The following is a 20,030-nucleotide window of genomic DNA, read 5'->3' on the forward strand; positions in this document are numbered from 1 at the left end:
TTCGATGCTGCACTGCAACGGATTGATGCACCTGTGATCCATCACTGCAGGGGGAGGATCAGGCGTGCCTTGTCCTCCCCGGACCGGGGAGGAACCACGCGACAGCCACCTTTGCTTTTTGACAATGCCCGCTAAGCTTTGACGCCATGGCCCAGCTGGAGCAACGTGCCGTCCCCCGCGTTGTCCAGGCGGGCGATACAAGGGAAATCATGCTCGAAGCGCGCGAGACGACCACGCAAGTGTCAGTCGTAGAAGACACCCCCGCTGCCACCTCCCCGGCGCGTTTCTTCAATCGGGAGCTGAGCTGGCTGGCGTTCAACGAGCGCGTGCTGGCGGAGGCGGAGAACCCGCACTATCCGTTGCTGGAGCGCCTGCGATTCCTGTCGATCTCCGGCAGCAACCTCGACGAGTTCATGACCGTGCGCGTGGCCGGCATCGCCGGGCAGATCCGCCGCTCGATCGACGAGATCTCGATAGACGGCATGACGCCCAGCCAGCAGCTCGCCGCCGTGCACGAGCAGATCCTGGTGATCGAGGCCAGCCAGCAGCGCATCTGGGCCGACCTCAAGGACCAGCTGGCCGACTACGGCATCCGCGTCGTGGGCGAGCAGCAGGCCGGAAGCGAAAGCGATCGCTGGCTGAAGCAGTACTTCCTGGAACACATCATGCCGGTGATCACGCCCCAGGCGATCGACCCGGCGCACCCCTTCCCGTTCGTCGCCAGCACCGGCATCGGCATCCTGTTCTCGCTGACCCGCGTGGCCGACAGCGCCCCGGTCATGGAGATGATCCTGATCCCGCAGGCCCTGCCCCGCTTCGTGCGGGTGCCGGGGCCCGAGGCGATCTACATGTCGATAGAGGACCTGATCTGCCGCCACGCGGACGAGATCTTTCCCGGCTTCAAGCTGAACGGCCACGGCGTGTTCCGCGTCCTGCGCGACTCGGACATCGAGATCGAGGAGGATGCCGAGGACCTGGTGCGCTACTACCGCACGGCGATCCAGCGCCGCCGCCGCGGCATGGTCATCGTGCTGCAGCTGCAGGGCAAGTTCGATCCGGCGGCCGAAGAACTGCTGCGCGCGCAGCTGGCGCTCGACAAGGCGCTGATCATCAAGACCGGCGGCATCATCGGCATGGCGGGCCTGGCCGCGATCGTCGACGAGGATCGCCCGGAGCTGAAGTTCGAGCCCTACTCGCCCCGCTATCCCGAGCGCATCCTGGAGCACGACGGCGATTGCTTCGCGGCCATCCGCGAGAAGGGCATCGTCATCCAGCATCCCTATGAAAGCTTCGAGGTGGTGATCGACTTCCTCAAACAGGCGGCGCGCGATCCCGACGTCATCGCCATCAAGCAGACGCTCTACCGCGCCGGCAAGCAGTCCGCCGTCGTCAACGCGCTGATCGCGGCGGCGGAGGCGGGCAAGTCCGTCACCGCCGTGGTCGAGCTGAAAGCCCGGTTCGACGAGGAGCAGAACCTGCTCTGGGCCAGCCAGCTGGAGCGCGCCGGCGTCCAGGTGATCTACGGCTTCGTCGACTGGAAGACCCACGCCAAGGTCTCGATGGTGGTGCGCCGCGAGGGCGAGGCCTATCGCACCTATTGCCACTTCGGCACCGGCAACTACCACCCGATCACCGCGCGCATCTACACCGACCTGTCGTACTTCACGGCACAACCCGCCGCCGGGCGCGATGTGGGCAAGCTGTTCAACTTCATCACCGGCTACATCGAGCCCAAGAAGACCGAACTGCTCTCGATCTCGCCGATCAGCCTGCGCAATACGCTGTACGAGTGCATCGACGCGGAAATCGCCAATGCCCAGAAGGGCTGTCCGGCGGCGATCTGGGCCAAGCTCAATTCGCTGACCGACCCCGGCGTGATCGATCGGCTCTATGCCGCCAGCCAGGCCGGGGTGGAGATCGTCCTCGTCATCCGCGGCATCTGCTGCCTGCGCCCCGGCATTCCGGGTCTGTCGGAGCACATCACCGTCAAGTCGATCATCGGCCGCTTCCTCGAGCATGCGCGCATCTGGGCGTTCGGCAACGGCGCCGAACTGCCGAGCCGCAAGGCCAAGGTCTTCATCACCTCGGCCGACGGCATGAGCCGCAACCTCGACCGCCGGGTCGAGCTGCTGCTGCCGATCCGCAACAAGACGGTGCACGACCAGGTGCTGGGCCAGGTCATGCTGGCGAACCTTCTCGACACCGAGCAGAGCTGGCTGCTGGAGAGCGATGGCAGCTACCACCGTGTCGAAACCTCGGAGGACAAGAGCGAGAAGCCGTTCAACCTGCATCGCTACTTCATGACCAATCCCTCGCTTTCCGGACGCGGCGCATCACTCACCAGTGGACGAAAGGTGCCCAAGCTGTCGCTCCGGCGCGGCAACATATGATAGCGGGCGCCGATACGAGAACGGTCCGGCGGAACCGGACCTGACGGGAAGCGCTAGACAAGCATGATCGGTAATGGCCCGCAGGGCAGCTCATTGGGCGTAAACGTGGGCGAGCACTCCAGTGGCCGGCGCGCCATCATCGACATTGGCTCGAACACGGTTCGGCTCGTCGTCTACAACGGGCCGCCGCGTGCGCCCGTCGTCATCCTCAACGAGAAGGTCAGCGCCAAGCTCGGCAAGGACCTGAACAAGAACGGCCTGCTCTCGGCCAAGTCGATGCAGACCGCCCTGGCAGCGCTGGCGCGGTTCGCGGCCATGCTCGACATGCTGGGCATCGATGACGTGGATTGCGTTGCGACCGCCGCCAGCCGCGATGCGCAGAACGGGCCGGAGTTCCTCGCCTCGGTGCGCCGGCTCGGCCTTTCGCCTCGGCTGCTGACCGGCGAGGAGGAAGCGCGCGCCAGTGCCAATGGCGTGATCGCTGCCTTCCCCGGGGCGCGCGGCATTGTCGGCGATCTTGGCGGTGGCAGCCTGGAACTGGTCGCGATCGATGGCGATGTCTGCCGTGGCGGGATCACCCTGCCCTTCGGCACCCTGCGCTTGCCGGACTTGCGCAGCGGAGGCCCGGTCCGGTTCGCCAGTGCGGTGCGTGACGGCCTTGCGCGTGCCGATTTCTCGTCCGGCGCCGGTCAGCCGCTCTACATCGTCGGCGGCTCCTGGCGGGCGCTTGCGCTGCAGGCGATGCACGACATCGACTGGCCTCTGGATGACCCCCATGACTTCGAGCTCGCGCCTGACGTGGCGCTGCGGATGTGCCGCCAGCTGGAGAAGGCCAAGCCGGAAAAGGCCGACCCGCGCATTTCCAGCTCGCGCCTCGCCAGCCTGCCCGATGCCGCCGCCTTGCTCGGCCAGCTGGTGGAGCGGCTGTCGCCCTCTCGCATCGTGTTCTCCTCCTGGGGCCTGCGCGAAGGCCTGGTCTTCGCCCGCCTCGACGCCGCAACCCGCGCGCAGGACCCGATGCTGGCGGGAGTCGAAGGTTTTGCCCGATCGGCCTCGGTAGATCCCCAGCACGCGGCAGCGGTGGCGCGATGGACCGCAGCGGTGTGCGAGCAGAGCCCGCAGGATACGAACCTGCGCCTCGCCTCGACGATGCTTGCCCTCGCCGCCATGCGCACCGAGCCCAACTTGCGCGCGCAGGAGGCGATGTCCTGGGCGCTGCGCAAGCGCTGGGTGGGCATAAACGCCCGTGGCCGCGCGATGATGGCGATGTGCGTCTTCGCCAATTCGGGCCTTACCGAAGTGCCCCCGACTTTTGCCCGCCTCGCCCCGCCCGAAGACCTGCGCGCGGCTGTGGGTTGGGGCCTCGCCATCCGCCTGTGCCGACGGCTGACGGGCTGCGCCGACAAGGCGCTCGCCCTCACCGCGCTGCGCCGTCAGGGAGAAGAGCTGGTGCTGGTGCTGCAGGAACCGGTCGAAGCGCTGCTCACCACCTCGACCACCAAGGACCTCAAGCACCTGGCGGAATGGACTGGCCTGGAAGGCCGCGTTAAAACGGGCGCCGACGCCTGAGGCGCTAACCGACGACGCCGCTGACCATGACCCCAGCACCCTCGGGCGCACGATCGCCGTTGCCCGAATAGTGCCCGCTGGCCGTCACCGCCTTGCCGTTGATCACGACCTTGCGCCCGCTCGGTACGGTCATGGGGTCGACCATGGTTGGATCGATGCTCACCCGATCATGCACGGAGCCGAGCAGTTCTACGCCAGCCGTGAAGGCACCCGGATTGCCGGTCAGCTTGGGCCGCAGCACCGATTGGCTCGCCCCGTCCACCGCGATCGCGGCGTGGCCGCGCGATCGCATCACGCCGCCGTTCACCGTGCAACCGAGCGACAGCCGTGCGCAGCCCCGCTCCACCCGCACGGGAAAGGCGATGTTCTCGACGATGACGCTGTCTGAGATCGCCACGTTCGCCCGGTTTTTCGCGTAGATGCCGATCGAGGTTGAGCTCGAATCCTCGCCGGTGATCTGCAGGTTCGACACCGTGATCGCGCCGCCTCCGTTCTCCAGCCAGAGGCCCTTGTTGTCCTGCCGGCTGTCGACGATCTGGATGTAGCCGCCGTCGATCTGGATCTTGGCAAGCGGATTGGTGTTGCGGATGGTGATGCCGTCGCCGATGATCTGGTCGATCACCAGGCTGCGGATGTGCACGTCGCCATGACCGCCCGAAAAGTCCCCGCCCGCGCCATCCAGCGTGATCGGGAAGGCGATCTGGAAGGTTTCAAGCCCCAGGATATAGAGATCGGCGAAGTCCGCATCGGCGTAGATGCCCATCGGCATGTAGAACGCCGCGCGCATGGCCTCGCTGGTCGAGACGTTGCCGTCCATCAGGTAGAGCGAGGCATTGCCCCCTGCGAAGCGGCGTGGCTTGCCGCGCACCCACACGCCCCGAACGAAGTCACGCCCACCGCCGCGGTATCCTTTGAAACGGGTGACGCCATAGCCGATGCAGCGCGTGTTGATCGCACCGTTGAACCAGAAACCGATCAGCGGATCGAGCGCGAAGCACCGTTCCAGCCGGGAAGTGAGCACATGCTCTACACGAAAGGCTGCAGGCGCCTCCGCCTCGCGCCCCGTCGGCGGGGGCACCAGATCCACGGACCAGCACGCCGTCAGAGCCTCCAGGTGGATGATCGAAGGAATGGCGTTCGGCGTTCCACCGACGCGGATCACGTCTCGCCGCGGGTCGGTGCAGACGACCCGGGTGCCGCCATTGTATGGAGGCTCGGCCGAAAAGTTCGTACCACGCAAGGTGCGGTTGCTGATCGACACCCGCAGCGTGTCGGCGATCAAGTATTCCGCTTGGGCAAGCTGCGTGATCGGGCACAAGGCGATGCACGCCTCGATCGCGGCTCGGTTGGTCGCAGCGGCGGAACGATCGTTGGCTCGCGCGCCGAACCACTCGGGCATGCCGTGGGACCCATCCCACATGCGCGCCCAATGCCGGCTGCCGCGCTCGCTCGGGATGGTCAGGCCCTGAAGCGGATCCTGCCCCGGCGCGGCACCTTCGCGCAGGACGAAGAAGCCCTGGCGACCCGGTTCGGTCAGCAGCGCTGCCTGGCCCGGACTGCCGTCCAGCGCCGCAAGTTGCGCGCGAGTGGCAACCTGGAGAAGGGATCCGAGCTGCTCCTGGCTGGGCGTCATCGGCGCCGCTGGGGCGCCGGTCGGCGCGAGCGCCGCGGCGGCGGCGAGGCCACCAAGGAGAGGGCGGCGGCCGATCAGGCGCTTGTCGTCTGGTGTCTGCATCGCGGCAGTAACCTGCCACGGGGACGGCAGTGCCGCCAGAGGCTTACTTTAACTTGCGCCCCTCAAGGCCTCACCCCACCAGGGCGCGGCTCTCCGCGATGGTGGCGATGCCGCGCTTGCCCTCGTGGCGGTCGAGCTGGACGACGATGTCGATCACGGATGCGGCATATTCCAGCGTCTCGCTACGGGTGAGGCCAATGCCCGTCTGCATGCTCATCAGCGCGATCTGCTCCAGCGCACCGCGTGGGCTATTGGCGTGGACGGTCGAGAACGAGCCTGGATGGCCCGTGTTGATCGCGCGCAGGAAGCTGACCGTCTCGGTGCCGCGCAGCTCGCCCAGCACGATGCGGTCCGGCCGAAGACGCAGGGCGGCCTGAAGCAAGTCATTGGCGGAGACCTTGGCCTCGCCCAGTTCGCCCTTCACCGCGATCAGGCCGACGCCGTTGGCGCCCGGCAAACGCAGCTCGGCGGTATCCTCCACCAGCACCACGCGCTCGTGCTCCGGGATCTCGGTCAGCATGGCGTTGAGGAAGGTCGTCTTGCCCGTCGAGGTGCCGCCCGAGATCAGGATCGTGCGCCGCCGCCGGATCGCGTCGCGCAAGAAGGCGATCGGCGAGGCCAGCGGATCGGGCGTCGGCGCTTCGGGTGCGATGGTGATCGGCCCGCGATCGTAGGCATCGAGCGGCAGTTCGAGCAAGCGATGGCGGCGGATCGCCATGGCCCAGTTCGCCCGCGTCGCCGGCGGACCGACGAGCTGGATGCGCGCGCCACTCTGGCCCGCGAGCGCCGGGAGCGTTGCCGATAGCAGCGGATGCTCGCGATTGATGCCCTGGTGGCTGATCCGCGCGACCTGCTCGGCCAGACGTTGGAGCAGTTGGTTGTCCATCGCCGGCAGCTCGACCCGCGCCATGCCGCCCGCGTCGGCATCCTCGACCCAGATCTCGCCGGGACGGTTGACCAGAATCTCGGTCACCGTCTCGCGCTCGAGCCAGGGGCGCAGCGGGGCAAGGTAGGCGTCGAGGTAGACGCTGCGCGGCGCACCCGGCGGCGTATGGGTCGGCGCGCTCACCGGCTGGGCGCTCGCGCGACCAGGAAGGGTATGGACATCGGCAGCCATGGGATCACTTCGTCTTCGAGAAGTCGAGGTCCTTGGCGGTGAACACCCGGATCGGCTCGCCCTGGCGCACGCGGATCGTCGGGCCGACCTGACCGCCCTGCTGCACCGCCGCAGAAGCCGCCGAACTGCCGCCGCCGACCACAACCGCGGAGTTGTTGCCGATGAGGTTGGGTATCCCGCCCAGCACCGACAGCAGCATCGCCGAGCCGAAGCGCTCGAAGAAGTGGCCGTTGACCTTGCCCGCAAGGCCCGTCTCGCCACCGAAGGCGATCGCGGGAGAGCCGAGATCGACCGAAACGCCGTCCGGACGGATCAGGCGCGTCCAGATCACGTAGGCGCGCTTCTGTCCGGCCGAGAGCCCGCTCTTGTACTGGCCGATCAGGCGCGAGGAGCGCGGGACCAGGACGGTGCGGCCATCGAAGCTCTTGACATCGCTGCTGACGATCGCGCGCACGAAGCCGGGCACGTCGGTGTCGATCGCGGTTTCCAGCACTGCCGGGATCAGGGTGCCCTGGGTGACGGTCGTCGCCGGATCGAAGCTGCGCTTCGCCGAGGCGCTGCCGCCGCCAAGCCCGCCCAGCCGCGAGGCGAAGTCCTCGTTCGCGTTGCCGCCCTTGAACTCGTTCTTGCCGGCAATGTCGGCCGCCGTCGCGGGACCGCCTGCGGCGTCGAACACCACCGTGGGGCTTGCGGCCGTGTTGGCTTGCGGTGCCAGGATGGTTCCGGGCTGCGCGGCGAGCACCGCCTGCGGCGCAGGGGCGGGCAGTGGCGCGGGAGGCGCGTTGGGCGAGACGATCGTGGGGGCAGGCGCAGGCGTGATCGCCGCAGCCGGAACCACCGGCGCGGTCGCGACCGGCTCGACGACCTGCTTTGTCTCGGGATTGCGGGCCGCATCCATCGACCACAGCGTCAGCCCGCCGAGCAGCGCCACGATGGCGACGCCGGCGGCAAGGCCGAGGCCGTCCGCCTTCTTGCGCTGGGTGACGGACGGCAGGACGTTGCGGGTGGCAAGGTCGATGATCTGCGCGCCGCCGCTCTCGCGCGGGTCGCTGGACTGGTCGGCGGTGAAGCGCTCACGAAGGGCGGAGTTGGGAGCCATGATCAGTTATCCCGGACAGGCGAAGCAGTGGTGGAAGCGGACGCGACGACCGAAGCCGGCGCCATCTTGGGTGCGGGCGGCGCGGTCGTGCCGGCGCCGGCGTTCTGGACGGCAGGCGCCTGGCTGGCCGGGCGCTGGTTCTCGATGGTCGCCTGCGCCTTGCCGGAGCGGAGCAGGATCGTGCGCGGCACGTCGTCGACCACGATCGTACGGCCGCGGACCGAGTAGTTGACCGGCCCGACCTCGCCCTTCTCGTTCTGAACCAGGATGGCGGGCACTTCGCTCTTCTCGCCCCACAGCAGGTAGGTGGCATTGCCGTCATCGTACATGCGCGCGGGCAGGATCTTCGCGTCCCCCTTGGTACGGAATGCGAAGTTCAATGCGGCGGGATCGACCGCGGGTTCGGCCGGCTCGCCGGTGAGCACGGCCTGTTCGGCGGCGGTCAGCGAAGCGAGCGCGGGACCTGCGGGCGCAGCCTTCTTCGGCGCGTCCTTGTAGGTGAAGCGCAGCAGGTAGACCGGCTTGGCCTTGGGCGTGGCGACCAGATCGAAGAAGTAGGTGTGACGATCGGTGACGACGGTCATGTTAGTGCGCGCGCCGCCTTCCAGCGGCTTCACGAAGAGCACATCGGCGCGCTTGTTGGGCGTGATCTGCCAGGCGGCGGAGTCACCCACCGCGACGTTCTCGATCGCCTCGCCTTCGCCGAAGGTGATCGTCGCCTGGACACCCGGACGGCCGTCGATGCGCACGACTTCGTTCTCGGCGTACATGTGCTGGATCAGACGCTCGTCGGCGCCGAGGGCCGGCTGCGACAGCGCGCCAACGGCAGCAGCGGCAAGAAGCAGGCCGCGGATCATCGTATCATCTCCTTGGCCGTCGTGCGGCCCGAGTGGGACTTGGCAGTGTCGTTGGAAGCGCGGAAGCGGCTACCGATCCCCTTGGCACGCGACTGGCCGCCGCCGCCGCCGATCGGCTCGATGCCGCCACCGCTGATCTGGGTGACGACCGCGCGGCGCTCGCCCGAGCGGCCGCCCTCGCCCTGGTTGTTGGTGACTTCGACCGGGGTTCCGGCCGCAGCCGCCAGAGCCGTACGGCGCGACGACGACGCGGTCGAGCCCGCAGCGGCAGCCGCCGGGATGAAGGCGGGCGCCAGCACCGGAGCCTGCCCTGCACTGTTCCCGCCTTGCGCGGTGCGATCCTTCTTGGCGAGGCCGAAGACCTGCCAGCCGGACACCATCGTGCCCGCCACCTTGAACACCATGACCATCAGCGCGCAGTGCACGGCGGCGACGAGGAACAACGCCATGGCCGCGCGCCCGTCGATGTCGACCAGGTTGCTGGAGAGCGAACGCACGATCGGCACCAGCAGCTCGAGCGTGATGCTGCCCCCCAGGACCACGAAGAGCGGAGTGATGGCGGTCAGCGCCACGCCGCGGATCCAGCCCGCCGTCAGCCCCTTGGTGCCGCTGAACAGCGCCATGACCACGAAGATCGGCCCCAGTGCCATCAGCACCGCGAGCGCGATGCGCGCCGTCAGCAGAACGCCGACGGTGCCGAGCAGGAGGAGCATGCCGCCCATCCACATGATGCTTTCGGGCGTGAACATGCCTGACGAAGCCGACGCCGCGGCGGCGGCTTGTCCGCCAGCGGCCGCTGCCTCGCCCTGCCCGTGGCCTGCCGTCTCAGCAATGGCGCCGAACACGAGGTCGATGCGGTCGCCGAAGATCTGTGTCGCCGAGCCGCTCGTGCCGGTCAGCACCGAAGCGATCCAGTCGGGCCCGCCGACCGCGAGGTTCCACATCACGCCCTGGTAGGCGATCCAGCTGGTCGCGAAGGTCAGCACCAGGCCCAACGTCAGCATCCGCGGCGTCAGCGCCGACACGCCCAGCGTCGATCGGCCGGTCAGCAGCGAGATCGCGAAGAAGGCGATGTAGAGCGTCAGCAGGATCGTGAGCACCGGTCCCATCGCACCGCCGGCGCCGAACAGGCGGCCGAACGCCATCGCGGTGGTCTCGCCGGCGATGCAGTCGACGGCGCGGAGCGCCGGGCCGACGCCTGCCGAGGCGACTTCGGTCAGCTGGTCACATGCACTGGCCATCACTCCGCCGCCTCGGTCCACAGGCCAGGCTCTTCGGCATCGCCCGGCCATTCCATGCCGGTGAGGACGGGGAACCAGGCCGAAGGCTCGTCGCCATAGCGCTCACGCAAGCTGTCGAGCTTGCGCACGGTGCTTTCCCGGCCCGAGAGGACAGTCAGCACCTCGGGCATGCCCGAAAGGTCGAGCCGCACCACGACCGACGCGTCCGACTGGCGAATCAGGAAGCAGCGCGAGTGCGCGGGCAGCGTGCGGATGACGTCGAGCTCGTGCTCGGACAGGCCGAAGCCCTCGCAGTAGTCCTCGGCCCTGGCGCGGGCGTTGGGCATGAACAGCATGGTCGCGGTCTGCTCGACGAGCGCGGTGGCGATCTTGCTGTCGAGCGCGTCGCGCGCCGACTGGGTGGCGAAGCCGACCAGCGCGTTGCGCTTGCGCAGCGTTTTCAACCAATCGCGGATGCGCGCGGCGAACACCTCGTCGTCGAGCGCCTTCCAGCCCTCGTCGATCAGGATCATCGTCGGTTCGCCGTCGAGCCGCTCCTCGATACGGTGGAACAGGTACATCATCGTCGGCGTGCGCAGTCGCGGGCTTTCGAGCAGCGCCGTCATATCGAAGCCGAGCTTACGCGCCGAGAGGTCGAGCTTGTCGACCGCGTTGTCGAACAGCCAGCCATGCTCGCCGCCGACCAGCCAGGCGTCGAGACGCGAGGCGAGATCGCCCGGCTCGGGACGGCGCGAACCCGCCAGCAGCTCGCGGAAGTGCGACAGGCGGCGCAGCGAGGGATCGTTGTGGTAGGCCGCGTCCACCGCGCCGGCGATCGTCGCCAGCTCCTCGGGGCCGCGCGCTTCGAGCAGCACGCCCAGCCAGTCGCGCAGGAAGGCGCGGTTGGTGGCGGTGTCGGGCAGCGACAGCGGGTTGAAGCCGGTCGGGTGGCCAGAGGCGATGCGGCTGTAATTGCCGCCGATGCCGCGGATGAAGACCTCGGCGCCGCGATCCTTGTCGAACAGGATCGTGCGCGGATCGAACTTCTGCGCCTGCGCGGCAAGGAAGTTCATCACCACCGTCTTGCCCGAGCCCGAGGGCCCGATCACGGTGAAGTTGCCGAGGTCACCCTGGTGAAAGTTGAAGAAGAACGGCGTCTGGCTGGTGGTGGCGAGCAAGGTCACCGCCTCACCCCAGTGGTTGCCGCTCGCCTGGCCCATGGCGAAACCATGCAAGCTGCCGAAGCACGCCATGTTGGCGCTGGAGATCAGCGCGCGGCGCACCAGCATGCCTTCGTTGCCGGGCATCTGGCCCCAGAATGCGGGCTCCAAGTTCACGTCCTCGCGCACGGCGACAGCGCCGGCATCGGCGAGCGCGGCGGCGCACAGGGCGGTGGCTTCGTCGAGCACGTCGAGATCGGGCGCGCGCACCAGCACCGAAAGGTGGTGGTCGCCGAAGCCGACCGCGCCGGTGCCCAGCGCGTCGCGGGCGCTCGACATCTCGCGGCGTTCCGCCATCGCTTCCTCGTCGGCCGACTTGAGCCGGCGGATGGCAAGGTCGATCCGTTCGCGGGCGATCTGGCGGTCGGAGGGCGCGTAGGTCTCCGTCAGCACCAGCTCGCACGGCAGGCGCAGCAGCGGATCGGTGAGGCCGGGCGCGGTCGAGTCCGGGTAATCCTTCAGGCTGACCAGCGAACCGAAGGTCACGCCGTTGGCGCCGCGCAGTTCCAGCGCATCCATGCCGAAGTTGATGCGGCGATAGGGCAGCATGTGGCCCACGTCCGCCTCGTCGGCGGGGCGGCGCACGGGGCGCATCTCGCCGTTGTAAAGCGCGCTCAGCAGTTCCAGCACTTCCGAGCAGCGGCCCGCGTTGCTCTCGTAGTCGCCCAGCAGGCGCGCGCCATAGGCGCCGAGCGAGGCGGTCATGGCGCTGGCCGCGGCACGCAGCGCACGCACGTCGGCCACGTCGGCCTCCACCGGGCCGGCGCCCGAGCGCTTCATCATGCGCGAGAGCTTGTCGGCCCAGCCGGCCTTGCCGCGCGCGGGGCGGCGCACCAGGGTGACGAACTGGTCGTTGACGAACAGCGCGCCCGAACTGGTGCGCTGGCGCCAACGGGCGTCGATGTGCGCGGTGAGCGGATCGGAGAACTGGCTTTCCAGCTCGATCTCGACCCGGCGGCGGATGACGTGGTGATAGAGCACGAACCGCGCGTCGAGCGAGCTACGCAGCAGCACCTCGCGCGTGGCGGCATGGGCGTTCAGCTCGTCGGTGTCGGCCGTCTCGAAGGCGAAGCCGGGCACCATCAGCGAGAGCATGACCGAGCCATCGCGCAGCAGCACGACGTTCTCGTCCACCAGCGAGAGGTACGGCAGCCGGTCGCCGACCATGGCCTCCTTCTTGCCCCAACCGGTGATCTGCGGAAGTTTTGGCTTTGCCATGACTATCCCCTCGCCGCTCAGGGCGCGTAGCTGTTGCAGCCCCAGCGCGACCAGTTCGGCACGCGCGGGCACTTGCTGACTTTGGCGATCCACAGATCGAACACCCGCGGCTCGCGCAGGCAGGCGATGTAGCCCACGCCGTGCATCGCCAGCGCGGCGGGAAGCGCCCAGAAGCTCTTGGTGATCAGGAACACTTCGGTAGTGACCGCGGCGTTGATGATGAAGTAGCTGTAGGTCACGCCCGCGAACATCTGCGGCCGGGTCAGTGCACGGTGCACGGTGTAGCGAGCGAGAGCCATCAGCCTACCGCCGCGCTCTGGATGCCCGAGACGATCGCGCCGGCACCGAACAGGACGAAGCAGCCGACGATCACGGTCGCCCCGAAACGCCAGTTCATCCGCCCCGTCAGCATCATGAAGCCCACCGCGGCGACAGCCATCACGGCCACCGCCGTCGCCACATTACCAAGAAGCGTGCCCTGGAGCCAGCCCAATGCCGCAACGATCGGGCCGCTGCCGGCCGGGTCGGCCACGGTCACGCCCTGCGCCTGTGCTGCCGCCGGAGCGAAAAGCGCCATGGCGAGCGCGATGCGCCTGATGGCCTTGAGGTACCTGGAGCTCTGCATCTTTCCCATCCGAATCATGCGGTAAAGCCATTCTGCCGAATCATGGTGTCACTTGCGTCACCCTCATACCTAGGGGTGACGGCCCCGGCTTATTGGTCAGATTTGCGTCAGACATATGACGATCCGGACGGGGATAGCTCGGTTTCGGCCGCGTTTGCTCAGGGCAAGGCATCGAGAAGGTGGCCTCAGCGATGTCACGCAGCGCCTGTTGCAGATCCTCTCCTGCAAGGATGGGGTGGCGGTGTCATCGCGAGCGTAGTGTTTGGAGGAGAGGGATACACCCCTCCGTCAGTCCTGCGGACTGCCACCTCCCCTTAGAGGGGAGGATCTGTCCTCCCCGTGCCGGGGAGGGGGACCGCGCGAAGCGTGGTGGAGGGGAGTCTCGGCCTGGCGGAAGGTTGCCGGCGGGTTCCTTGAACGCTTGCAGGTGGACGCGAGTCCCCACCACCTCCAGCTACGCTGGCGGTCCCCCTCCCCGACCGGGGAGGACAGGTGCTCGAAGATCCTCCCCTGCAAGGACAAGTGGCGCGCGGCGTCAGCCGAGTGACGGAGGGGTGTCACCGCCGGCGGAGTGCTCGGCATAAAGGGCTCAATGCTCGCCTCACTGATCGTCGAACACATAGCCCAGCGAGCGTACGGTGCGCAAAGGGTTGCCGGCGCCTACGGCCTTCAGTGCCCGACGCAGCCGGCCGATCCACACGTCCACGGTGCGCTCGTCGATCGCGGGCTCCTGCTTGCCCAGCGCACTGATAAGCTGAACACGGGTGAAGACGCGGCCCGGATGCTCGACGAAGTAGCGCAGCAGGCGGAATTCGTTGGGCATCAAAGCGATCGCCTTGCCCTGCCATCGGGCCTGGAAAGCGGGGATGTCGATTGTGAGGTCACCCAGCGAGACCTTGCGCCCATTCGCCTCCCCATGCTCGACGACATGGCCGGAAAGCACGCGGTCGAGCAGCGCGGTGCGGGTCAGCGGGCCGACGATGTAGTCGTCCGCCCCGGTGCGCAGCGCGCGCTTGCGATCATCGAGGTCGTCCTCCTCCAGCACCACGGTGATGTGCGCGGTGGTGGTAACCGGGTCGCAGCGCAGGCGGCGGCACAACTCCAGCCCCGACATGTCGGGCAGCACCCAGTCGACGAAGGCCCACAGCGATCCTTCGATCAGCGGCAGTTGCGCCGGGTTGGACCAGCGGTGCAGCACCAATTCGAGGTCGGCATGGCGAAACGGCGCGAAGCCGCCGACGAGATCGCCGGTCAACAGGATGTCGATGCGCTGCATGGTCCCCTCGTATTCCTGCGTGTAACCGCGCACTCTCCCGCGAGCCCCCGCAGGTCGGCGGCCCCGAAAAGATTGCGCCATGGTGTCAGCCCGCCGGGGTCGCTTCTGGCGCGCCAATGTGACGGACGGGTGACATATCGGCGACGCTTGGGTGAAAGCTCGCGGTTCAGCGGGGTGTCATCGAACTGACCGTGAAGCGTCACGCGCCCGCCACCCGCCTGGCATAAAGACGCAAGGCAGCAGCAAGAGGAGAGCACGACCGTGCAAACCAGCCAAGACAGCCTGCTCGCCCGCTTTGCGCCCGTGAGCTCCGTCGGCTCCACAGCGACCGGCGGCAAGATCCCGGACTGGCTCGACCTGCCGGACCCGAAGGGTTTCCGCCCCAAGCGCAAGTACCGCACCGTCTGGATCTCGGACGTGCACCTGGGCACGCGCGGCTGCAACGCCGAGATGCTGGTCGACTTCCTGCGCTCGTTCGAGTGCCAGACGCTCTACCTCGTGGGGGACATCGTCGACGGCTGGCGGCTGCGCAAGGGCTGGTACTGGCCCGACGCGCACAACGAAGTGGTCCGCCGCGTGCTCAAGATGGCGCACCGCGGCACCCGCGTGGTGCTGATCGCCGGCAATCACGACGAGATGCTGCGCGACTATGCCGGCATGAGCTTCGGCGGTGTGGAGCTGGCGCTGGAGGCGGTTCACGAGACGGCCGATGGGCGTCGGCTGCTGGTGACGCATGGCGATGCGTTCGACGGGGTGGTGCTCTATGCCCGCTGGCTCGCATTCCTGGGCGACCAGGCATACGGCCTGCTGCTGCGCGCCAACATCGTGTTCAACGCCGCGCGTCGGCGGCTGAAGATGCCATACTGGTCGCTGTCCGCCTACATGAAGAAGAAGGTGAAGAACGCGGTCGCCTTCGTCTCCAGCTACGAGGAAGCGGTGGCGCAGGAGGCGATCGCGCGCGGGATGGATGGCGTGGTCTGCGGCCACATCCACTGCGCCGAGATCCGCCAGTTCGGCGGCATCACCTACTACAACGACGGTGACTGGGTGGAGAGCTGCACCGCGCTGGTCGAGGATGCGCACGGGGCCATCTCGATCGTCGATTGGGCACACGAGAAGGCAGCCGAGGCGGCGAACCGTTTCGAAGCAGAGCACGCGGCTGGAGCCGAGGCCGAGATCCGATACGGGGCCGACGCCGCTCTCGAGAGGGAGGCGTGAACCTCGTCATCGCGACCGACGCGTGGTTTCCGCAAGTCAACGGCGTCGTCCGCTCGCTCTCGACCACGCTCGGCCTGCTGCGGGCGCGCGGCCACTATGTCGAGGTAATCGCGCCCGACCGGTTCCTCACCATGCCGATGCCCGGCTATGCCTCGATCCGGCTGGCGATGGCGCCGCGGTTCGGCGTTCGTCGCATGCTCGACAGCTTGCGGCCCGAGCTGGTGCATATCGCCACCGAAGGGCCGATCGGCTGGGCCGCGCGCGGTTGGTGCCTGTCGCGCGGCGTGCCCTTCACCTCTGCCTTCCACACCCGCTTTCCGGAATACGCGGCGGTGCGCACCGGCATCAGCGCCGAGCGGTTCTGGCCGATCATGCGCCGCTTCCATGCTCCCAGCAGCGCAGTGCTGGTTTCCACCCGCAGTCTGGCCGACGAACTCGGCGCGCGCGGGATCGGACCGACGATGCCGTGGAGCCGCGGGATCGACGACAGCCTGTTCCGCCCTGAGGGCCCGCGCCATCCGGCGATGACCGCCCTCCCCGGCCCGGTGCTGCTCAACGTCGGGCGCGTCGCCACCGAGAAGAACCTTGGGGCCTTCCTCGACCTCGACGTGCCGGGCAGCAAGGTCGTGGTGGGCGATGGCCCCGCCCTCGCCGCGCTCCGCCGCAAGTATCCGCACGTGCTGTTCCTCGGCCCGCTCTCCGGCGAAGCGCTGGCGAGCGCCTACCGCGCGGCGGACTGTTTCGTGTTCCCGAGCCGGACCGATACCTTCGGTCTGGTGGTGATCGAGGCGCTTGCGTGCGGCGTGCCGGTCGCGGGCTACCCAGTGACCGGACCGATCGACATCCTGGGTGCCGAAGGACGCGGCGTCGAAGAGCCGCTGCCGCAAGCCGCGGGCGTGCTCGACGAGAGCTTGGCCTATGCCATCGATGGCGCGCTCTCGCTCGATCGCGGCGCTGCGGCGAGCCTGGGCATGCGTTATTCCTGGGAACGGGCGACCGACCAGTTCGAGCACGCGATAACCGTCGCCCTCGCCGGCCCGGCGGATCGCATCGCGGCCTGACCGCTGCGGGTTCCGCCAAGGTCGCGATCTGCTGGCACGCCGGCCGACCGGCGCCGGGCTCGTCGGCTGAGGCTCAGCGGAAGCCCAGGCTGCGCGAGATCGCCGCGGCCTCGTCCTGCACCAGCCTTGCCAATTCCGGCAGGCGTCCCTGTGCCCGTGCGCTTGGCGCGGCGATGACGAGCGCGCCGACCACTCCGCCGGCCGCATCGCGGACGACCGCCGCGGTGCCGGTGACACCCTCGGCGGCCTGGTCGATCGTCTGCGCGTAGCCGGCCTGGCGGGCAGCCTCGATCTTCGCCGTGAGGTCGCGCACCGTGGTGCAGGTGGTTGCGGTCAGCCGCTCGGGTCGCACGCGCTTGAGGTAGTCGGCCACCGCTTCGGCCGAGCAGGTCGCCAGCAGCGCCCTGCCCCCGGCGGTGGCGTACAGGGGGCGACGATCGCCTGCCGCGACGGAGTAGCGCACTGCATGCCGACTCTCGACGAGGTCCACGTAGGTCAGCTGGTCGCCGTCGCTATCGCCCACTGCCAGCAGCACCGTTTCCGCGGCGCGCGCGGCCAGGCGCCGCATGCCCTCGCGAATGAGGTCGGACGATTGCAGCCGCCGCCGGGCCTCGCCGATCGCGCTCGCCAGCCCGAACGCTCCCGAACCCAGGCGCCAGGCGCCATCGGCCGGCACCACGAAGTCCTCTTCGGCAAGCCCGCGCAGCAGCGCGGCGAGGCTGCTCTTGGGCGTATCGAGCCGGCGGCTGAGATCGGCGAGCGACAGCGGCTCGGGACTGGCGCACAAGGCTTCGAGCAGGCGGATCACCCGCGTCACCGACTGCGGCGAGGAGGCGCGGCGATCTTCGGGAGGCAGGGCTAGGTCTTGGGGCACGCTCTGCGCATAGGCGAGGATGACGCGCGCCGGAAGGCTTTGTGGGTTGGCGCGCGGTGCGACCTTGGCGTGCGGTTAGAGCGGAGCAGTGCGAATAGGCTAGGCGGCGAGTTCGTCTTACGCAACGAATGAAAGAACGCTGAGCCCAGCTCATGGGGACGGTATGATGACGCCCAAGGCCGATATACCGAGCCGTCGCGATACACCTAACTCGCGCAATCCACCTACCCGTCGCCCCCGCGCAGGCGGGGGCCCCGCTTGTTCCTTTCTGGATGGTGCTCTCTCGCAAGAAGCGGGGCCCCCGCCTGCGCGGGGGCGACGATGGTGTTTTAAGTACGAGCCATAACGGATCAGGGTTGGGAGGGCGGCGTCGTCCGCAAGCCGCCTGTACGCCTCAGCTCATGTCCATCGCATAGCCTGCCGCGCGCACGGTGCGGATCGGGTCGACATCTTGCGCCCGGTTGATCGCCTTCCTCAAGCGCCGGATGTGAACGTCGACCGTGCGCTCGTCGATGTCGGAGTCCATGCCCCAGACGCCGTCGAGGATCTGCTGGCGCGAAAGGACGCGGTTGGGCCGCTCCATGAAGTAACGCAGCATCTTGAACTCGGTGGGGCCAAGATGCAGCGCCTCGCCGTCACGCCGCACGCGGTGCGACGTCGGGTCGAGCTCGATATCGCCGAACACCAGGCTGTCGCCCGCCAGCGAAGGCCGTGCGCGGCGCAGCAGCGCCTCGACGCGGGCCATCAGCTCACGCGGGGAGAACGGCTTGGTGACGTAGTCGTCCGCACCGGTCTTGAGGCCGCGGATGCGATCCTCCTCCTCGCCGCGGGCAGTGAGCATGACGATGGGGATCTTCGAGGTCTCGCGGTCCTTGCGCAGTTGGCGGCAGACCTCGATGCCGGGGACCTGCTCGATCATCCAGTCCAGAATGATGGCGTCGGGCATCTGTTCGCGCACCATGACCAGAGCCTCTTCGCCATCACCGGTCGAGCGCACGTCGTACCCCTCGGCCGAGAGGTTCCAGGCGAGCAGGTCGCACAGCGCGCGGTCGTCTTCGACGACGAGGACGGAGGGGTTCATACGTTTTCGCCCTTGGTATCGCGCTCGGAGCAGTACTCGCCCGTCGCCGCGTAGTAGACCATTTCGGCCACGTTGGTCGCGTGGTCGCCGATGCGTTCCAGGTTGCGCGCCACGAACAGCAGCTGCGCGGCGCTGGTGATCGTCGCCGGATTTTCCATCATGTGGGTCAGCAGCGAGCGGAACAGCGTGTTGTAGAACTGGTCCAGCTTCTCGTCGCGGCGGATCACCTCGACCGCCAGCATCGCGTCGCGTGAGCCGTAGGCATTGAGCACGTCGCGCACCATGCCTTGCGCGATGTCGGCCATCGCCGGCACCAGAGTCAGCGGCTCGACCTTGCTGCGGCCCTCCATGTCGTCGATGCGCTTGGCGATGTTCTTGGCATAGTCGCCGATGCGTTCCAGCACGCCGGAGATCTTCAGCGCGGCTATGACATCGCGCAAGTCGTCGGCCATGGGCGCGCGCAAGGCGATGGTGCGCACGGCGAGGCGATCGACCTCGGCTTCCAGCGCATCCAGGCGCGCGTCGGCGGCGACGACCTGGCGGGCGAGATCCTCGTCATGACGGACGAGCGCATCGATGGAGTCGCGGATCGCAACTTCGGCGAGCCCGCCCATTTCGGCGATAAGGCCGCGCAGCTGGCTGATCTCGCTGTCGAAGCTCTTGACGGTATGGTCGACCATGGCAGTTCCCCTCAGCCGTACCGGCCGGTGATGTAGTCCTTCGTCCGCTCCTCGCGCGGATTGGTGAAGATCTGGTCCGTGTCCCCGTATTCGACCATCTTGCCTAGGTGGAAGAAGGCCGTGCGCTGCGAAACGCGCGCAGCCTGCTGCATCGAGTGGGTGACGATGACGATGGCGTAGCGGTCCTTCAGGTCCTCGATCAGTTCCTCGATCCGCGCGGTGGCGATCGGGTCGAGCGCGGAGCACGGCTCGTCCATCAGGATCACTTCGGGGCTGACGGCGACGGCGCGGGCGATGCACAGGCGCTGCTGCTGGCCGCCCGAAAGCGCGGTGCCGGCGTCGGTCAGCCGGTCCTTGACCTCGTTCCACAGGCCGGCGCGGGTAAGCGCCTTTTCGACGATCGCATCCATCTCCGGCTTGGCCTGCGCGAGGCCGTGGATGCGCGGCCCGTAGGCGACGTTCTCGTAGATCGACTTGGGGAACGGGTTGGGCTTCTGGAACACCATGCCGACCCGCGCGCGCAGGGCGACAGGGTCCATGTCGCGATCGTAGATGTCCTCGCCGTCGAGCAGGATCTGCCCGGTCACGCGCGCGCCGGCGATCGTATCGTTCATGCGGTTGAGCGTGCGCAGGAAGGTCGACTTGCCGCAGCCCGAGGGGCCGATGAAGGCGGTGACGACGCCGTTGCCGATGTCGATCGAGACGTCGTCGATCGCCTTCTTGTCGCCGTAGAAGACGTCGACGTTGCGCGCGGTCAGCTTGGAATCCGGGAGTTTGGCTTCGGGCATAT

The 20,030-nt window shown here is 68.0% G+C and carries 17 protein-coding genes; 4 read left to right on the forward strand and 13 right to left on the reverse strand.

What is annotated here, in order from left to right:
* The first annotated feature begins 209 nt into the window (after nucleotides 1-209).
* Both HNO88_RS13820 and HNO88_RS13825 read left to right on the forward strand, forming a co-directional pair.
* A complete protein-coding gene (locus tag HNO88_RS13820) occupies nucleotides 210-2,390 on the forward strand; it encodes an RNA degradosome polyphosphate kinase (protein WP_184246498.1) in 2,181 nt (726 codons plus the stop codon).
* A gap of 63 nt (nucleotides 2,391-2,453) precedes the next feature.
* Nucleotides 2,454-3,959 (forward strand): Ppx/GppA phosphatase family protein, encoded by a 1,506-nt coding sequence (locus tag HNO88_RS13825; RefSeq protein WP_184246500.1) that lies wholly within the window; start codon nucleotides 2,454-2,456, stop codon nucleotides 3,957-3,959.
* A gap of 4 nt (nucleotides 3,960-3,963) precedes the next feature.
* Here HNO88_RS13825 and HNO88_RS13830 read toward each other — a convergent pair whose 3' ends face one another.
* The 9 genes from HNO88_RS13830 to HNO88_RS13870 all read right to left on the reverse strand — a co-directional run bounded on the left by HNO88_RS13830 (nucleotide 3,964) and on the right by HNO88_RS13870 (nucleotide 14,326).
* Entirely contained in the window at nucleotides 3,964-5,694 is a 1,731-nt protein-coding gene (locus tag HNO88_RS13830; protein WP_184246503.1) for a right-handed parallel beta-helix repeat-containing protein, read from the reverse strand.
* A 70-nt stretch (nucleotides 5,695-5,764) separates the two neighbouring features.
* Nucleotides 5,765-6,811, reverse strand: a complete 1,047-nt coding sequence (locus HNO88_RS13835; protein WP_184246506.1) for an ATPase, T2SS/T4P/T4SS family — start codon at nucleotides 6,809-6,811, stop codon at nucleotides 5,765-5,767.
* Between the two features lie 4 nt (nucleotides 6,812-6,815).
* Complete coding sequence (locus tag HNO88_RS13840; RefSeq protein WP_184246508.1) at nucleotides 6,816-7,910, reverse strand: TrbI/VirB10 family protein; 1,095 nt, start codon at nucleotides 7,908-7,910, stop codon at nucleotides 6,816-6,818.
* A gap of 2 nt (nucleotides 7,911-7,912) precedes the next feature.
* Nucleotides 7,913-8,767: a TrbG/VirB9 family P-type conjugative transfer protein gene (locus HNO88_RS13845; RefSeq protein ID WP_184246510.1), complete on the reverse strand. Its 855-nt coding sequence runs from the start codon at nucleotides 8,765-8,767 to the stop codon at nucleotides 7,913-7,915.
* On the reverse strand, nucleotides 8,764-10,008 hold the full coding sequence (locus HNO88_RS13850; RefSeq protein WP_184246512.1) for a TrbL/VirB6 family protein: 1,245 nt from the start codon (nucleotides 10,006-10,008) through the stop codon (nucleotides 8,764-8,766). The genes HNO88_RS13845 and HNO88_RS13850 overlap by 4 nt, the downstream gene beginning before the upstream one ends.
* The gene (locus HNO88_RS13855; RefSeq protein ID WP_184246514.1) at nucleotides 10,008-12,425 is read right to left on the reverse strand and encodes a VirB4 family type IV secretion/conjugal transfer ATPase; all 2,418 of its coding nucleotides are present in this window, start codon (nucleotides 12,423-12,425) and stop codon (nucleotides 10,008-10,010) included. The genes HNO88_RS13850 and HNO88_RS13855 overlap by 1 nt, the downstream gene beginning before the upstream one ends.
* Before the next feature lie 17 nt (nucleotides 12,426-12,442).
* Nucleotides 12,443-12,724 (reverse strand): VirB3 family type IV secretion system protein, encoded by a 282-nt coding sequence (locus HNO88_RS13860; protein WP_159870257.1) that lies wholly within the window; start codon nucleotides 12,722-12,724, stop codon nucleotides 12,443-12,445.
* On the reverse strand, nucleotides 12,724-13,050 hold the full coding sequence (locus HNO88_RS13865) for a TrbC/VirB2 family protein (RefSeq protein ID WP_184246516.1): 327 nt from the start codon (nucleotides 13,048-13,050) through the stop codon (nucleotides 12,724-12,726). The genes HNO88_RS13860 and HNO88_RS13865 overlap by 1 nt, the downstream gene beginning before the upstream one ends.
* A gap of 601 nt (nucleotides 13,051-13,651) precedes the next feature.
* On the reverse strand, nucleotides 13,652-14,326 hold the full coding sequence (locus tag HNO88_RS13870) for a response regulator transcription factor (protein WP_184246518.1): 675 nt from the start codon (nucleotides 14,324-14,326) through the stop codon (nucleotides 13,652-13,654).
* A gap of 261 nt (nucleotides 14,327-14,587) precedes the next feature.
* Between HNO88_RS13870 and HNO88_RS13875 the strand changes: the two genes are divergently transcribed.
* Both HNO88_RS13875 and HNO88_RS13880 read left to right on the forward strand, forming a co-directional pair.
* Nucleotides 14,588-15,544, forward strand: a complete 957-nt coding sequence (locus tag HNO88_RS13875; protein WP_376768776.1) for a UDP-2,3-diacylglucosamine diphosphatase — start codon at nucleotides 14,588-14,590, stop codon at nucleotides 15,542-15,544.
* Nucleotides 15,541-16,605, forward strand: a complete 1,065-nt coding sequence (locus tag HNO88_RS13880; protein ID WP_184246520.1) for a glycosyltransferase family 4 protein — start codon at nucleotides 15,541-15,543, stop codon at nucleotides 16,603-16,605. Before HNO88_RS13875 ends, HNO88_RS13880 begins: the two co-directional genes overlap by 4 nt.
* 73 nt (nucleotides 16,606-16,678) lie before the next feature.
* Here HNO88_RS13880 and HNO88_RS13885 read toward each other — a convergent pair whose 3' ends face one another.
* The 4 genes from HNO88_RS13885 to pstB form a co-directional block, all read right to left on the reverse strand.
* The gene (locus HNO88_RS13885; protein ID WP_312857077.1) at nucleotides 16,679-17,479 is read right to left on the reverse strand and encodes an IclR family transcriptional regulator; all 801 of its coding nucleotides are present in this window, start codon (nucleotides 17,477-17,479) and stop codon (nucleotides 16,679-16,681) included.
* Nucleotides 17,480-17,873: 394 nt separating this feature from the next.
* Nucleotides 17,874-18,560 (reverse strand): phosphate regulon transcriptional regulator PhoB, encoded by a 687-nt coding sequence (gene phoB, locus HNO88_RS13890; protein WP_184246522.1) that lies wholly within the window; start codon nucleotides 18,558-18,560, stop codon nucleotides 17,874-17,876.
* Entirely contained in the window at nucleotides 18,557-19,240 is a 684-nt protein-coding gene (phoU, locus tag HNO88_RS13895) for a phosphate signaling complex protein PhoU (RefSeq protein ID WP_184246524.1), read from the reverse strand. The genes phoB and phoU overlap by 4 nt, the downstream gene beginning before the upstream one ends.
* A gap of 11 nt (nucleotides 19,241-19,251) precedes the next feature.
* Nucleotides 19,252-20,028 (reverse strand): phosphate ABC transporter ATP-binding protein PstB, encoded by a 777-nt coding sequence (pstB, locus tag HNO88_RS13900; RefSeq protein WP_184246526.1) that lies wholly within the window; start codon nucleotides 20,026-20,028, stop codon nucleotides 19,252-19,254.
* Between the last annotated feature and the right edge of the window lie 2 nt (nucleotides 20,029-20,030).

The organism is Novosphingobium chloroacetimidivorans (genome assembly GCF_014204535.1).
Classification (GTDB): domain Bacteria; phylum Pseudomonadota; class Alphaproteobacteria; order Sphingomonadales; family Sphingomonadaceae; genus Novosphingobium; species Novosphingobium chloroacetimidivorans.

Excerpts from the sequence above, each read along its gene's own strand:
- phoB (WP_184246522.1), bottom strand. The coding sequence starts at position 18,560 with ATGAACCCCTCCGTCCTCGTCGTCGAAGACGACCGCGCGCTGTGCGAC.
- HNO88_RS13830 (WP_184246503.1), bottom strand. The coding sequence starts at position 5,694 with ATGCAGACACCAGACGACAAGCGCCTGATCGGCCGCCGCCCTCTCCTT.
- HNO88_RS13825 (WP_184246500.1), top strand. The coding sequence starts at position 2,454 with ATGATCGGTAATGGCCCGCAGGGCAGCTCATTGGGCGTAAACGTGGGC.
- pstB (WP_184246526.1), bottom strand. The coding sequence starts at position 20,028 with ATGCCCGAAGCCAAACTCCCGGATTCCAAGCTGACCGCGCGCAACGTC.
- HNO88_RS13845 (WP_184246510.1), bottom strand. The coding sequence starts at position 8,767 with ATGATCCGCGGCCTGCTTCTTGCCGCTGCTGCCGTTGGCGCGCTGTCG.
- HNO88_RS13860 (WP_159870257.1), bottom strand. The coding sequence starts at position 12,724 with ATGGCTCTCGCTCGCTACACCGTGCACCGTGCACTGACCCGGCCGCAG.
- HNO88_RS13870 (WP_184246518.1), bottom strand. The coding sequence starts at position 14,326 with ATGCAGCGCATCGACATCCTGTTGACCGGCGATCTCGTCGGCGGCTTC.
- HNO88_RS13820 (WP_184246498.1), top strand. The coding sequence starts at position 210 with ATGCTCGAAGCGCGCGAGACGACCACGCAAGTGTCAGTCGTAGAAGAC.
- phoU (WP_184246524.1), bottom strand. The coding sequence starts at position 19,240 with ATGGTCGACCATACCGTCAAGAGCTTCGACAGCGAGATCAGCCAGCTG.
- HNO88_RS13855 (WP_184246514.1), bottom strand. The coding sequence starts at position 12,425 with ATGGCAAAGCCAAAACTTCCGCAGATCACCGGTTGGGGCAAGAAGGAG.
- HNO88_RS13850 (WP_184246512.1), bottom strand. The coding sequence starts at position 10,008 with ATGGCCAGTGCATGTGACCAGCTGACCGAAGTCGCCTCGGCAGGCGTC.
- HNO88_RS13840 (WP_184246508.1), bottom strand. The coding sequence starts at position 7,910 with ATGGCTCCCAACTCCGCCCTTCGTGAGCGCTTCACCGCCGACCAGTCC.
- HNO88_RS13835 (WP_184246506.1), bottom strand. The coding sequence starts at position 6,811 with ATGGCTGCCGATGTCCATACCCTTCCTGGTCGCGCGAGCGCCCAGCCG.
- HNO88_RS13865 (WP_184246516.1), bottom strand. The coding sequence starts at position 13,050 with ATGCAGAGCTCCAGGTACCTCAAGGCCATCAGGCGCATCGCGCTCGCC.